This is a genomic window from Pseudoflavonifractor sp. (genome assembly GCF_050943825.1).
Taxonomy (GTDB): domain Bacteria; phylum Bacillota; class Clostridia; order Oscillospirales; family Oscillospiraceae; genus Pseudoflavonifractor.
The window spans coordinates 1-12,700 of the sequence record NZ_JBMNPX010000002.1; the positions used below are offsets into that span (position 1 = coordinate 1).

Genomic DNA, 12,700 nt, shown 5'->3' on the forward strand with positions numbered 1-12,700 from the left:
TCATGATACAAAGAGAAGCGCCCCCTGTATGTTGCGTACGCAACATACAGGGGGCGCTTTCCATTTTACAATACAGACAGATGAAAAGGAGGCATTTATGATGTATTATGATCTATCAAAGCACTGTTCTGTCATTGGAAAAGTTATAAAAAAACCGGATCGCAGTTTTTCTTTCTTGGCATATTTGTTGAAAGGGAAAAACAATGTCCTAATTGATACGGTTCCTGAGCGTTCATCTGAATTATTTATGAAGGAGCTCACAGATCAGCTTCCCCTATCTTCTTTGAATGCCCTGATCTTAAACCATTCTGAGAATGACCATAGCGGAGCGTTAGGACTGCTGCTCGCACAAAAACCAGAGCTGCCAATTTATTGTACTCCTGCCTGCAAGGTAAGGCTGTCCGGAGATTATCCCAAAGCAAATTTTATCCCGGTGGAACATGGTTCTTTTATTAAACTCGGTGAGTACACCTTCCGGTTTATCCATACTCCCGGACTGCATTGGGAGGATAATATGGTGACGTTTCTTGAAGAAGATGAAACTCTTTTCTCCAACGATTTATTTGGGCAGTACTTGGGGGCAGAGCCGCCGGTGGATCGTGGCTTCACGAAAGAAGAAATCCTAAGCGGAGTGACATCCTATTTTGAGAAAGTATTTCAAGCGGCTTCAGCAGAAGAACGCGGGATTCTTGCATCAATTTTAGAATTACCGACAAAGTGCATTGCGCCCGGACACGGTGTCATTTTGGAAAAGCATTTTGAAACAGTCCTCTCCTTTTACCGGCAGGAGTGTGTCATTGCAATTTGAATCATGAAAGGGGAGGTGAAACAGCCTTGAGTGAATCCTGCACAAAATCCACTCTTTTGGCGGCTTTAATTGGACTTGGACGGTCTGCGGAAGGGAATAAGAACCGTCCTGACATCCAGACGCACCAAGCCCTCCTATCAGGTCTTAAGATGCTGGGCAACGCCGCCATTACAGAAAACGAAATGAAAAATCAGATTGCTCTACTACATGAGCAAAAATATCGATTAGTTGACCGATGTTTGACTTGCAAAAAGCAATGCGGTCGCAACGATGATTATAATCTGTGGAAAGATTCAGCAGAATCAGGGCAGATTGTAGTTTTGAAATATGCACTTTTGGCTTTGGCGCAAACGCTGGGGAGCATCATTAACTGTAAGAAAATGACGGACACGGATGCAGAGATTCTAAGTTTTCTATATGATGCCCTTTACTGGCTTGGGAAAGAGGACAACATCCCATCTTTGCTCACGGAAATTGAAAAGGGCAGTATGCTGTTGCGGAAAGTTTTGATTTAGATGTTGTGAGTATCCATATACCACGCGCTATTTTAGTAAATGAAACGTGTTTTTATCGTAATCTAATAATCCGTCACGTTTCATATTGGATAACTCACGCGTTAATGCACTTCGATCTGCGCAAAGGTAATCAGCAAGCTCCACTCGGCCTAAGGGGACTTCAATATAGGTGCTCCCCTTGTGCTGAGCCAGTAGTGAAAGGTAGGTAAGGATTTTTTCCCGCAGCGTCTTTTTTGATGTAACATCAATTTTTTCCATCAACTGCATATTTTTTGTGCCACCATAATCATCATATTTTCGATGAGACGATGATGAAAAACACACGCCATGCCGCAGGTATGCAATACCCTCTCAAAAGGAAGAAACAATACCTCTGTGTCACAGGCTGCCCAGAATGAAATGCTTGTAGATGAGGTGTTGCTGCATACAAATGTTTCGCCAAACAGATCTCCAGAGTATGTAATAGCGAGAATAGCTTTATTCCCCCATATATCTTCTTTGACTAACTGAACAGTCCCTGTTAAAACAACACCGATACATGGTACCGGCTCATCGGCCAACAGAATATACTCTCCCTTTTGGAATGATCTGGTATAGCTGTTTAGGCAAGAAAGCATATTATCCAACTCGGACGGCTGAATTCCATGAAACATAGGCATTTTACATATTTGATCAATATAGTCTCTCATGTGATTACCTCCATCTTGATTATACCGCCTTTATGTTGCGTACGCAACATAAAGGCAACAGTTTATTTAATCGAAGAAAGCGGAAAGGAGAATTGTATGAAACCTAAAATTAAAATCACATTGGTTGCACAGCTCGGAAACTGCGGCTGTCATTACGGGCATAAAGTTGGAGATAGTTTTGATTTTGACACCCAAAGAGGTGAGATTTGCCCAATGGCAATTCACGTTGCATTTCCCTATATTGACATTCTGCGATATGGAGGCTCCTTGCCGGTAGGAAAGTCTGGTGATATTCGCTTCTGCTGCCCGGATGCTGATGTGTTGAATATCTTTCGTGTGGAGATAGATGACAAAAATTAGAAAAGTGTGATAGCTGTGCTCAATAAATAGGTTGATACTATCAATTTGAGGGGAGGGGTAACATGAATCATGTGTTGATAATAGATAAGGATTTATTAACTTGCAAGGAAATAAAATACAGTTTGCAGGATGATATAACGGACGTGTATTATACGCAATCTGTCAAAGAAGCGATACATATGTTGCAAAAAGAATCCTATTCACTTGTGATTATGGACGCCTGCCTTTCTCAATATGGTGGGGCGACGCTCATTCAACAAATCCGGCAAATGAACCCTCTCCCTATCCTTGCCCTCTCTGAAACCGCCAGTACAGCGGATAAGGTGGCGGCGCTCAAATGTGGTGCAGATGATTTTCTGAACAAGCCTTATGATTTGGAGGAATGTCTTGCCAGAGCGCAGGCGCTTATGCGGCGATACACCCAGCTTAACCATATAAGCGGCCGCAATTATGCCCTTGTCAGCCATGGAAATTTGATGTTAGATACAGCACGGCGGCAAGTTACCGTAGGAAATGAAAAAATTATCCTGACAAAGAAAGAATATGATCTCCTGCTGTATTTCATAAAGAACAGTAATCGTGTATTAACATTTGAGCAGATATATAACACGGTATGGCATGAGGAATATCTAATGGATAACTCGACCATCTTCTACCATGTCGGGAATCTTAGAAAAAAGATAAAAGCCGATTGGATAGAGTCCCAATATGGCGTGGGCTATTATATTCATAACCCCAGCGAAGTTTAATTTTATCATTTGTGCGAAATTTGTCGTAAAATGCGAAATATCTAAGAATGTCCTTTGCATATTCTAAGCGTGTTCTTAGTATTGTTTGCTAAAATTTCCCTCGGTCAAAACACGAGAGGAAATGACAGACGCAGACAGAAAGAATGAAAATGTCCCTCTTGATACATAGGAGGGGCATTACATCAGCACACACAATCAGAAGAAACCAAATTATGGTTTAGGTACAAAACAGAATAACGATTGCTCTAAGGCTGTAATTCCCAACGCTGGGGTTGCAGTCTTTTTTTGTTCGACAGGATATGACAATATTTTCCTGCCAAGGGCAGCTTTCCGGCATCCACGGTTTTATTGTGGGTGCTGTTTCTGCGTCCGGCATTTATGGCCGCATTGCCGGGGTCCGCCCTTTCCGGTTTGAAATTCAAAAAATTTCAACCGGAGGAAAGGAAAATGCGGAAATATTGGACAAGCGATTATGCTGTCAACAAAGACCGCAAGGGGATTGTCTATCAGTTTGCTGATGGAAGCGAAATAGAAATCTCCCTTGCGGAATATTTACAAGTCAATCCCGACAAGACAGAGCAGGATTTCATGGAGCTGAAGGCTCTGTCGGATGGCATTTACTATGAACAGGCTTTAGAGGACACCCGGTACGGGAAACAAAAACAGTCCCTCGGCAAGCTGGAGGATTCCGAACAGTTTGCTACGCCGTCCGTTGATACCCTGCTCATACATAACAGCGAGAAAGACGAAGCCTTGAAAGCCGCCAGACTGCTTTTAGAGAGCAGCGATCTGACCGAGACACAGCGGCGGAGGTTCATCAGGCATTTCTTTGAGGGACAGTCCTACCGGCAGATTGCCAGTCAGGAAAGTGTACATTTCACCTCGGTACAGGAGAGCATTGAGGGCGCCGTGCGCAAAATGAAAAAATATTTGAAAAATTTTTAGCTGAATACCCCTACACCCCCCTTGTTTTTGGACATTAGGTGAAAGGCAAGTTTACAGCCGCCTTTCATCGGTTCCTTGACAAGTGAATACGGGTGTGGAGGCACAGCGATGACAGGCCGGGAAACCGGAAGCGACGCACTGGAACGCGCCAAGACGACAGTAAGATGGTCAGAGAACCTTGCCGATCCGAGCGATACCGTTTGCAGTGATGACATCCCGTGGTGGGATGGATTGCGATAACCCCTGTCACAATCATGGTACTTCTGCCGAGAACCGGCAGCCCTGAAAAACGGGAAAACGCACACCCCTGTTTGAGAAAGAACAGGGGGCGGCTTTTATGGTGTCCGCAAACCAAGCGGAACGCTTTCCACACCTTTGCAATACAGAACAATCTATCGGCTATTGGAGCGATAGAAACCATGGGTTGGAGCAGGCATTTTTGTCAACAGACAACCAACCAAGCCCAGCTCCAACCTATGCTTGTGTCGCTCCTTTAGGCTGCAAAGGAGGCTGAAAGCTATGAATGAAGAACTTGTCTGCATGGCGGACATTCAGAATAAAATTTATGAGGCCGGACTGTTCCGGCCGGAGGAAAAGGTCGTGCTTGCCACCAAAGGTTGTGTACTGCTGGAATATTTCACGGGCAAGACATACAGCTACCGTATGGTAGATTTGAACACGTTAAAGGCGAAACGCCTGTTTTCCCGGCAGAAGCCGCTCACACAGGAGGGGTATCAGCGTGCAATCGAAAAAATGCTGGCAAAGGCGCCGGAGCCGGAAACCCCGGCAGAAAATGATGGGCGGAAAAGGTCAAAGGAACTGCTGGCCTATATTTTCAGCGAAATACTGCCAAGGCATGGAATGGTGCTGCGGGATAACCAGCTTTCTCTTTCCCTGACGATGTTGGACGCCCTGTGGGAGAATAAGCTGGCGCTGTGCGAGGCCGAAGTGGGAACCGGAAAGACCCATGCCTATATCCTTGCCGCCATTGTGTACCGGCTTTTTAAGGGCAGTATGCGCCCGACCGTGATTTCCACCTCGACCATCGCTTTGCAAAAGGCGCTGACAGAGGAATATATACCGCAGATTTCCACTGTTTTGCTGGAACACCGGATCATCAACCGTCCGCTGACCTTTGCAATCCGCAAGGGGAAATCCCATTATGCCTGTGATGACAGGGTGCGTAATTACCTGTCCTCGATCCGGCACAATAACCGGCGGTCGGATGAAACACTCATGGAAACCCTGACCGCGCTTTTTAGCGGCGGCTGTCCCATTGATTTAGATGGACTGCCGCTGACGGACTATGTAAAAGGGCGTATCTGCGTAAACCACTGCCATTTCCACTGTGATCTGTCCGCAGTCTGCCGATACCGGGACTTCCTGCGAAAGACGCAGACAATGGCGTATGATTTTCAGATTGCCAACCACAACCTTGTGCTGGCGGACATTTTAAGTCAGAAAGGCGGCAGGAACCGTCTGCTTCCGCAGAGCGGCATCCTGATCTTTGATGAAGCCCATAAGCTGCTGGACGCCGCAAGGCAGATGTACGGCATGAACTTTGACGCTGCGGAGCTGGAGCAGCTTGTGTCCAGCGCATACCGGAGCGTGAGCGGTATTTCTAATCGTAAGGAAGCGTCCCTGCTATGTGGGGAGCTGCTCCGGCTGAACAGCCTGCTATTTGATGTCATCCGGCATGAAGCAGGGGTACATTACGACAAAGGCTGTCAGGCATTTGACTTTACCACGGGCAGCATACGCATTTTGAACGCACTGGCGGCCGCGCTCGGCAGGCTGTCTGTGTGTTTTTATCTGCCAAGGGCGGGAAACGCACATAAACGTCTCCTGAACCGTATGGAGCAGGAACAGGCAAAACTTTCGGTGCTTTTGGACAGTTCGGAGTCCATCTGCTGGCTGGAGTACACGGGCGTATCAACGTACCGGCTCTGTACCCTGCCGAAAGCGTTGGACTTCCTGCTCTACGAGGATATTTGGAATCAGGAAACACCCTGTGTGCTGACCTCGGCCACGCTGTCCATTGGCGGGAATTTCAGCCACTTCATGCACCAGACAGGCATCGACCTGTTAGAACAGCGTAGGCTCCTGACAGTCAGCAAGGCATCCCCTTTTGACTATGAGAACCATGCCCTTTTGTACTTGCCGGAGGATATGCCGTTCCCGGATAGGAAGAATGGCGCCTATCTGACGGCGGTGCTGGAACGGCTTACAGAACTGATCCGGCAGAGCCACGGACATACACTGGTACTGTTTACGTCCTACCGCATGATGGAGCTTGTGTATCAGGAATTGTCCAAGCCACAGGCGGTGGCTTATCCGCTGTTCTGCATGGGCAAGGGGCGGCTGGAAACCATTGATTCTTTCAGAAAGAGTGGGAATGGCGTGCTACTGGCAAGCGACAGCGCCGGGGAGGGCATTGACCTTCCGGGGGATATTCTGTCCTCATTGGTGGTGGTACGTCTGCCGTTCCCCACTCCCGACCCGGTATCGGAATATGAACGCACCCTCCATGATGATTTTTACAGCTACCTGTCGGAACGCATCGTACCGGATATGCTCATCAAACTGCGCCAGTGGATTGGGCGCGGCATCCGCAGGGAGACGGACACCTGTGTGTTCTCTATCCTCGACAGCCGCGCCGCCGGACGCTATAAAAATGACATATTGGCCGCCCTGCCTGATATGCCGGTCACAGACCGGATTGATGATGTGGGGCGGTTTCTTTTGTCCCATAAGGACGAGAGCTACTTTGACGCCTAAGCGTGTGGAGGGAACTGCCAGTGGCAGTTCCCGGAGCATAGGACAAGACAACATTTCATATAGATGTAAAAACGAAAAGGAGGGCTGTCAGTGGGCGAATTTGATTTATCTCAGGTGGATTTTGAGGCGTTACGGCAAGTGGATGTGCGGACGGTTGACCCGGACACCCTTGTGGATATAAAGGAACTGGATATTGATAAGACCCTGCCGAGGGAGCAGCGGATGGCGGAGTTTGTCCGTCAGGTAAAGAACCCCTATTGTTTCAAGGTGGGAAAGGTCGCCGTCAGCGTGGGGTATTCCGGTGACGGCGTGACTTTTGAACAGCGGATGGAACACTATCTGCAAACATTGTAAAGAGGCTTATGGATATGAAAAACGACCGTGGATTTTCTGAAAATCAATCTGGACGCGCAGTTCTTTTTGTGGTAAGCTGGGACACAAAATAGGACTTGCGGTAAAACTCCAACATCAAATTGGCTTTCTGAAATCCAAAATGATTAGGAGTATATCGTATGGAAGCAAACAACCAAATACTTTATGATGCAGACCTCTATCTGCGCCTGTCCCGTGAGGACGGCGACAAGGCGGAGAGTGAAAGCATCGCCGGTCAGCGGGATCTCCTGCTGTCTTTTTTAGAGAAGCACCCGGAAATCCGTCTCCACTCGATCAGGGTGGATGACGGGTATTCCGGGGTCAATTTTGACCGCCCGGACTTTATCAAAATGATGGAGTCCGTAAAAAACAAAGAAATCAACTGTATCATTGTCAAGGATTTATCCCGTTTGGGAAGAAATTTCATTGAGACGGGGAAATATGTGGAGCGCCTGTTTCCGTTCATGGGCGTTCGGTTCATAGCAGTCAATGACGGATACGACAGCGCGGAACCGAAAAAATCTTCGGATAACCTGTTGCTGCCGGTAAAAAACCTGATGAATGACGCTTACTGCCGGGACACGTCTATCAAAATCCGCAGCCAGCTTGCAATCAAACGGAAAAAGGGTGAGTGTATCGCCCCGTTTGCCGTTTATGGGTATCTGAAAGACCCGCAAAATAAGAACCGGCTGATTGTGGACGAAATGGCGGCCAGCGTTGTACAGGATATTTTTAAGAGAAAACTGGATGGCTATTCCGCACAGGCGATTGCAGACTGGCTGAATGAGCAGGATATACTTTCCTCCATAGAATACAAACGCTATTTGGGGAGCAGCTTTTCCAGCCCGTTCAAGAGAAACGCAAAATCCCGCTGGACAGCGGTTTCTATCCTGCGTATTTTGAAAAATCCAGTTTACATAGGAACGCTGGTGCAGGGGAAACGGAGTACGCCAAACTATAAAATTAAGAAGCAGATGGAGGTTCCAAGGGAACGGTGGGTAACGGTAGAAAACAGCCATGAGCCGATTGTCAGCAGGGAAACCTTTGATAACGTGGCAAAGATACTGTTGGCAGACACCCGCACATCTCCCAAGGAAGATACGGTATTTTTCCTTTCCGGGCTTGTGTACTGTGGGGACTGCGGACGGAGCATGGTGCGGAAAAACAACGCATCCGGCGCAAAACCGTATTACTATTATATCTGCTCCGGCTATAAACAGAAAACCGGCTGTACCAGCCACAGCATCCGTGACCAGCTTTTAGAAGAAGCGGTATTATGTGCGGTGCAGGAGCATATCCGCAGCGTGCTGGATGTGGAGGAAACCCTGCAATCAATCCACAACCTCCCCTATACGACACAGGCGGTAAAGAAAACGGATGAACGCCTTGCGGCGAAACGTGAGGAAATTGAGAAGTACCAGAGACGCAAACTCCGGCTGCATGAGGATTATGCGGACGGCGTGATTTCCCGCGAGGATTACCGTGCCTTTGGGAAACGGTATGAGGACAAAATACAAGAAGCCGAGGAAGCCGTATTCAAGCTGGAGCAGGAAATTGACCGGCTGGCAAATGGCAACTCTGGCGAACAACAGTGGATTGCTTATTTTAAGGAACACCAAAACATTGACCACTTGAACCGGAAACTGGCGGTGGAATTGATTGACCGGGTTTTTGTCTATACCGGACAGCGAATCCGGATTGAATTTAAGTTTCAGGCAGAGTATGACCGGTTGGCTGCTTTTGTAAATACGCTGCGGCAGACCCGCCCCTCTGAACAGGAGGTGGGATAAATGGCGAGAAAAAGCAGAATTACAGAACATCCGCCGCTTTCCCTGCTGGAACGGATTTATAAGGTTGGCCTTTATGTCCGTCTTTCCGTGCTGGACAGCGGCAAAAAGGACAGTGACACCGTAGAAACACAGGAAGCAATCCTGCGTCAGTTCATAGAGGGAAAGCCGTATTTCTCCCTCGTTTCAGTATACGTTGACAACGGACAGACCGGGGTAAACTTTGAAAGGGACGAATTTGAGCGTCTCCTTGAAGATGTCCGCAGCGGCCGCGTGGACTGCATTATTGTAAAAGACCTTTCCCGATTTGGCAGGAATTATATTGAAACCGGCGAATACTTAGAAAAAGTATTCCCCTTCATGGGAGTACGGTTTATTGCCATCAATGACCGTTATGACAGCATTGATCCATCCACTTCCGACAGCCTGACCATGCACCTGAAGAATCTGGTCAATGACGTTTACGCCCGTGATATATCCCACAAAATCTGCCCGGTACTCCGTGCAAAGCAGGAACGGGGGGAATTTATAGGGGCGTGGGCGGCTTATGGTTATTTGAAGTCCGCAGAGGATAAGCACCGCCTTGTGGTGGATGAAGAAACCGCCCCTGTGGTTCGTGATATTTTTCTATGGCGGGCTATGGGCAAGAGTTTTCAGGAGATTGCTAAAATGCTGCGGGAGAGGAATATCCCCTCACCGAGCCAGTACCGCTTTTCAAAAGGGCTGGTAAAAGACGGGCGGCTGGCGCAGGTTCCATGGAAAATTGCAACGGTTAAGCAGCTATTGTCTAATGAAGTGTATTTAGGGCATATGGTTCAGGGGCGCAAGCAGGAAGCCCTATGGAAAGGGCAAAAGCAGTCACGGGTTCCTAAGAATCAGTGGGTTATCGTAAAAAACACCCATGAGGCGATAGTGGAGGAAGAACTGTTTTATGCCGTGCAGGAAATGAACCGGCAGGCAAACGAACAATATTGGGAAAAGAAAAAGCGGTTTGACCATATCCAGAATACCGAAAATATCCTGAAAGGGCTTGTGTACTGTGGGAATTGCGGCACAAAGCTGACCCGGTACAAGAATGTCCGGGAGAATAAGCACAAAGAGCCTAAATTCCATGTCTGGTATAATTATATCTGCCCGGTACACGCTACCTCGGCTGATCTTTGTTCTTTTATCAGCATACCGGAGCAGGACTTACTTGCTTTGGTTTATGATGTAATAAGAGTACAGTTTTTAGCGGCGCTGGATATGGATAAGCTGATGAAAAAGTCACGGTTCCGCAGCACGGCATCGGCAGAGAAAAGAAAGCTGGAACAGCAAATCGCACAGGCAAAGTTAAGCCTTGAGAGTATCAGGCGGCACGAGGAAACACTTTACGATGATTACTCGGAGCAGCTCATGTCGGAGAGAGACTATCTATATGCGCAGAACCGTTATCAGGAACAGGCAAAATCGCTTCGTCAGCAGATTGGGGAGCTGGAGGAACAGCAGCGGGTACATAGTCAGGAAAAAACGGGAGAAAACCCGTGGCTGAAAGCATTTCTGCAATTTCAAAGTGAACCGTTACTGACCCGGCCCATGGCGCTGGAACTGATTGACAGCGTGGTGGTGTACAGCAAGACCCGCATTGCCGTGAATTTACGCTTTCAGGAGGAATATCAAAGGCTGTTAGAGTTGGTAATGCCACAGTACGAGGTGGCCGCCAATGAATGAAACCATGGTAGTTGTGCTTTATCTGCGGCTGTCTGTGGAGGATTATGACGCCCGGATCGGAGAGCAGGACGAAAGCAACAGCATTACCGCACAGCGGAATATTTTACGGGATTTTGTTGCAGGACGTGAGGAATTTCAGGGCTGCGAAATCATAGAACTTTGCGATGACGGATACTCTGGTACAAATCTCCATCGTCCTCAAATTCAGAAACTGCTGGAAATGGCAAAGGCGAAAACCGTGGATTGTATTATTGTAAAGGACTTTTCCCGGTTTGGCCGTGATTATCTGACCGTAAGCGACTATGTGGATCAGATATTCCCGTTTTTGGGAGTCCGCTTTATTTCCATCAATGACGGTTACGACAGTGCGGACTATAACGGCATGACCAGCGGCGTGGATATGGCGTTTCGGAATGTGGTGTATGCCTATTACAGCAAGGATATTTCCGAGAAAGTCAGAAGCGGGAAAAGAATCAGGGCGGAAAAGGGCAAATATTTAAGCCCATTCGCCCCAATCGGATACCGGAAAGATGAAAAGGATAAGAACCACCTCGTCATTGATGAAGCATCTGCCGGGATTGTCCGGCGTATTTACCGTCTGGCAGGCATGGGCATGAGCGTGATACAGATTACCCAACTGCTGAATGCGGAAAAAGTTCCCACCCCCAGCACTTTAAAAAATGAGCAGGGGCTTCGGCATAAATGGTGGGATGGAATCGGCGGAGAAAAGCAGTGGTTTGACGAGACAATTGTCCGCATACTACGGGATGAACGCTATCTTGGGAAGAACATTTATGGCAGGCGCTACCGCCCGGAGGTGGGAAACCACAAGACAAAAAAGAGCGGGAAAGACAACTGGATTATTGTAGAGGACTGCCATGAACCACTGGTGACGCCGGAAGAATTTCAGGCGGCTAAAGATATGCTGAAAGAGTATGTGGAGAAAGATGCCCCCGCTTTACAGCCGCATCTTTTCAGCGGAAAATTGCGCTGTGGGGTATGCCATTACGCTTTAACGCGAAAAAAAACTCCGACGCCAAGGTATTCCTGCACGACACGATACCGTACCTCTGGTTTTGACTGCATGAAAGGGCATATCAAAGAGACAGATTTAGCAGAAGTGGTTTTTCAGGCCATCCTTTTATACTGCCAAACACTTTTGGATAAGCAGAAACGGGTAAAAAAAGCGGCAAGAGTTGAGAGTGTCCCCAATCTGCAAAAGCAAGTGGAGGAATACCAGTCAGCGGTTATGGGCTATGAGGAACGAAAAGCACTCCTGTATGACAGCAAGCTGGACGGTGCAATCAGTAAGGAACAGTATATTGTAAAGAGGGATGAGCTTTCCGCACAGCAGGAGGATTTAGAGCAGAAGATTGAGGAAATGAATGCGAAAATCAAACTCTTAAAGCAACAGCAGAACGGCGATACCCCACAGATCGAGGTGTTTGAAACGTATCTTTCCAGCGACTGCCTGACCCGTGAAATGGTTGAGGTGTTCGTGGATTGTATCTATGTCCATAGTGATAGGTCAATTCATATTGATTGGCTTTTTGACGAGAAAGGATTCCGAAATGAACAGAAATGAAAAGGTATGGTTATACTGCCGGGTGGCGCGGGACGATAAAACGGCGTTGGAGAATCAGGAAAAAAGACTGATTGATTTTGCGGAAAGAAAGGGTTATGCAATAGCCGGTGTGTCTAAAGATACAGGCTCCGGGCTGACCATGGAACGTCCGGGGTGGAAAGAGGTTGAGCAGGCCATTACCGCACATCAAGTCGGAGCGGTTTTAGCAATCAACAGTAGCAGGATTGCCCGGAATACGGTTGAACTTCTTGCGTGCGCAGAAAGGCTTCACCGGCAAGGTGTACAACTGGTAACTGAATCTGATGGAAACATAGGAAAAATGCGCGTAGCCATGTATATGAGACTGGCACAGGAAGAAAGCTAAATCGAAAGAGCAGGCCGCTGGATTGTTGCCAGCCGCCT

The 12,700-nt window shown here is 47.7% G+C and carries 13 protein-coding genes; 11 read left to right on the forward strand and 2 right to left on the reverse strand.

Features of this window, described 5'->3' with window-relative positions; translation table 11 throughout:
- Together ACOX7T_RS02465 and ACOX7T_RS02470 are read left to right on the forward strand one after the other, a co-directional pair.
- Positions 1-808 (forward strand): FprA family A-type flavoprotein (locus tag ACOX7T_RS02465; protein ID WP_433439587.1); only part of this gene is annotated, 808 nt, incomplete at its 5' end.
- Positions 809-834: 26 nt separating this feature from the next.
- Positions 835-1,323: a hypothetical protein gene (locus tag ACOX7T_RS02470; RefSeq protein ID WP_022512912.1), complete on the forward strand. Its 489-nt coding sequence runs from the start codon at positions 835-837 to the stop codon at positions 1,321-1,323.
- Positions 1,324-1,350: 27 nt separating this feature from the next.
- Here ACOX7T_RS02470 and ACOX7T_RS02475 read toward each other — a convergent pair whose 3' ends face one another.
- Together ACOX7T_RS02475 and ACOX7T_RS02480 are read right to left on the reverse strand one after the other, a co-directional pair.
- Entirely contained in the window at positions 1,351-1,590 is a 240-nt protein-coding gene (locus tag ACOX7T_RS02475) for a Crp/Fnr family transcriptional regulator (RefSeq protein ID WP_433439589.1), read from the reverse strand.
- Positions 1,581-2,012: a Crp/Fnr family transcriptional regulator gene (locus ACOX7T_RS02480; protein ID WP_433439591.1), complete on the reverse strand. Its 432-nt coding sequence runs from the start codon at positions 2,010-2,012 to the stop codon at positions 1,581-1,583. The genes ACOX7T_RS02475 and ACOX7T_RS02480 overlap by 10 nt, the downstream gene beginning before the upstream one ends.
- Before the next feature lie 96 nt (positions 2,013-2,108).
- On the opposite strand from ACOX7T_RS02480, the gene ACOX7T_RS02485 reads away from it, so the two are divergent.
- The 9 genes from ACOX7T_RS02485 (at position 2,109) to ACOX7T_RS02525 (ending at position 12,662) form a co-directional block, all read left to right on the forward strand.
- Positions 2,109-2,372: a TIGR04076 family protein gene (locus ACOX7T_RS02485; RefSeq protein ID WP_022512910.1), complete on the forward strand. Its 264-nt coding sequence runs from the start codon at positions 2,109-2,111 to the stop codon at positions 2,370-2,372.
- Between the two features lie 62 nt (positions 2,373-2,434).
- Complete coding sequence (locus ACOX7T_RS02490; RefSeq protein WP_433439593.1) at positions 2,435-3,121, forward strand: response regulator transcription factor; 687 nt, start codon at positions 2,435-2,437, stop codon at positions 3,119-3,121.
- 447 nt (positions 3,122-3,568) lie between these two features.
- Entirely contained in the window at positions 3,569-4,066 is a 498-nt protein-coding gene (locus tag ACOX7T_RS02495; protein WP_022512908.1) for a sigma-70 family RNA polymerase sigma factor, read from the forward strand.
- 519 nt (positions 4,067-4,585) lie between these two features.
- A complete protein-coding gene (locus tag ACOX7T_RS02500; protein WP_433439595.1) occupies positions 4,586-6,844 on the forward strand; it encodes an ATP-dependent DNA helicase in 2,259 nt (752 codons plus the stop codon).
- 90 nt (positions 6,845-6,934) lie between these two features.
- Positions 6,935-7,198 carry a DUF6870 family protein gene (locus tag ACOX7T_RS02505; RefSeq protein ID WP_022512905.1) on the forward strand — a complete coding sequence of 88 codons (264 nt, stop codon included), beginning with the start codon at positions 6,935-6,937 and terminating at the stop codon, positions 7,196-7,198.
- Positions 7,199-7,356: 158 nt separating this feature from the next.
- Entirely contained in the window at positions 7,357-9,006 is a 1,650-nt protein-coding gene (locus ACOX7T_RS02510) for a recombinase family protein (protein WP_433439598.1), read from the forward strand.
- On the forward strand, positions 9,007-10,713 hold the full coding sequence (locus tag ACOX7T_RS02515; RefSeq protein WP_433439599.1) for a recombinase family protein: 1,707 nt from the start codon (positions 9,007-9,009) through the stop codon (positions 10,711-10,713). It abuts the gene before it with no gap.
- Positions 10,706-12,298 (forward strand): recombinase family protein, encoded by a 1,593-nt coding sequence (locus tag ACOX7T_RS02520; RefSeq protein WP_433439601.1) that lies wholly within the window; start codon positions 10,706-10,708, stop codon positions 12,296-12,298. The genes ACOX7T_RS02515 and ACOX7T_RS02520 overlap by 8 nt, the downstream gene beginning before the upstream one ends.
- The gene (locus tag ACOX7T_RS02525) at positions 12,285-12,662 is read left to right on the forward strand and encodes a recombinase family protein (RefSeq protein WP_433439603.1); all 378 of its coding nucleotides are present in this window, start codon (positions 12,285-12,287) and stop codon (positions 12,660-12,662) included. Before ACOX7T_RS02520 ends, ACOX7T_RS02525 begins: the two co-directional genes overlap by 14 nt.
- The last annotated feature ends 38 nt before the right edge of the window (positions 12,663-12,700 follow it).

Coding starts and splice junctions, on each gene's coding strand:
- ACOX7T_RS02475 (WP_433439589.1), bottom strand. CDS start 1,590: ATGCAGTTGATGGAAAAAATTGATGTTACATCAAAAAAGACGCTGCGG.
- ACOX7T_RS02480 (WP_433439591.1), bottom strand. CDS start 2,012: ATGAGAGACTATATTGATCAAATATGTAAAATGCCTATGTTTCATGGA.
- ACOX7T_RS02485 (WP_022512910.1), top strand. CDS start 2,109: ATGAAACCTAAAATTAAAATCACATTGGTTGCACAGCTCGGAAACTGC.
- ACOX7T_RS02490 (WP_433439593.1), top strand. CDS start 2,435: ATGAATCATGTGTTGATAATAGATAAGGATTTATTAACTTGCAAGGAA.
- ACOX7T_RS02495 (WP_022512908.1), top strand. CDS start 3,569: ATGCGGAAATATTGGACAAGCGATTATGCTGTCAACAAAGACCGCAAG.
- ACOX7T_RS02500 (WP_433439595.1), top strand. CDS start 4,586: ATGAATGAAGAACTTGTCTGCATGGCGGACATTCAGAATAAAATTTAT.
- ACOX7T_RS02510 (WP_433439598.1), top strand. CDS start 7,357: ATGGAAGCAAACAACCAAATACTTTATGATGCAGACCTCTATCTGCGC.
- ACOX7T_RS02515 (WP_433439599.1), top strand. CDS start 9,007: ATGGCGAGAAAAAGCAGAATTACAGAACATCCGCCGCTTTCCCTGCTG.
- ACOX7T_RS02520 (WP_433439601.1), top strand. CDS start 10,706: ATGAATGAAACCATGGTAGTTGTGCTTTATCTGCGGCTGTCTGTGGAG.
- ACOX7T_RS02525 (WP_433439603.1), top strand. CDS start 12,285: ATGAACAGAAATGAAAAGGTATGGTTATACTGCCGGGTGGCGCGGGAC.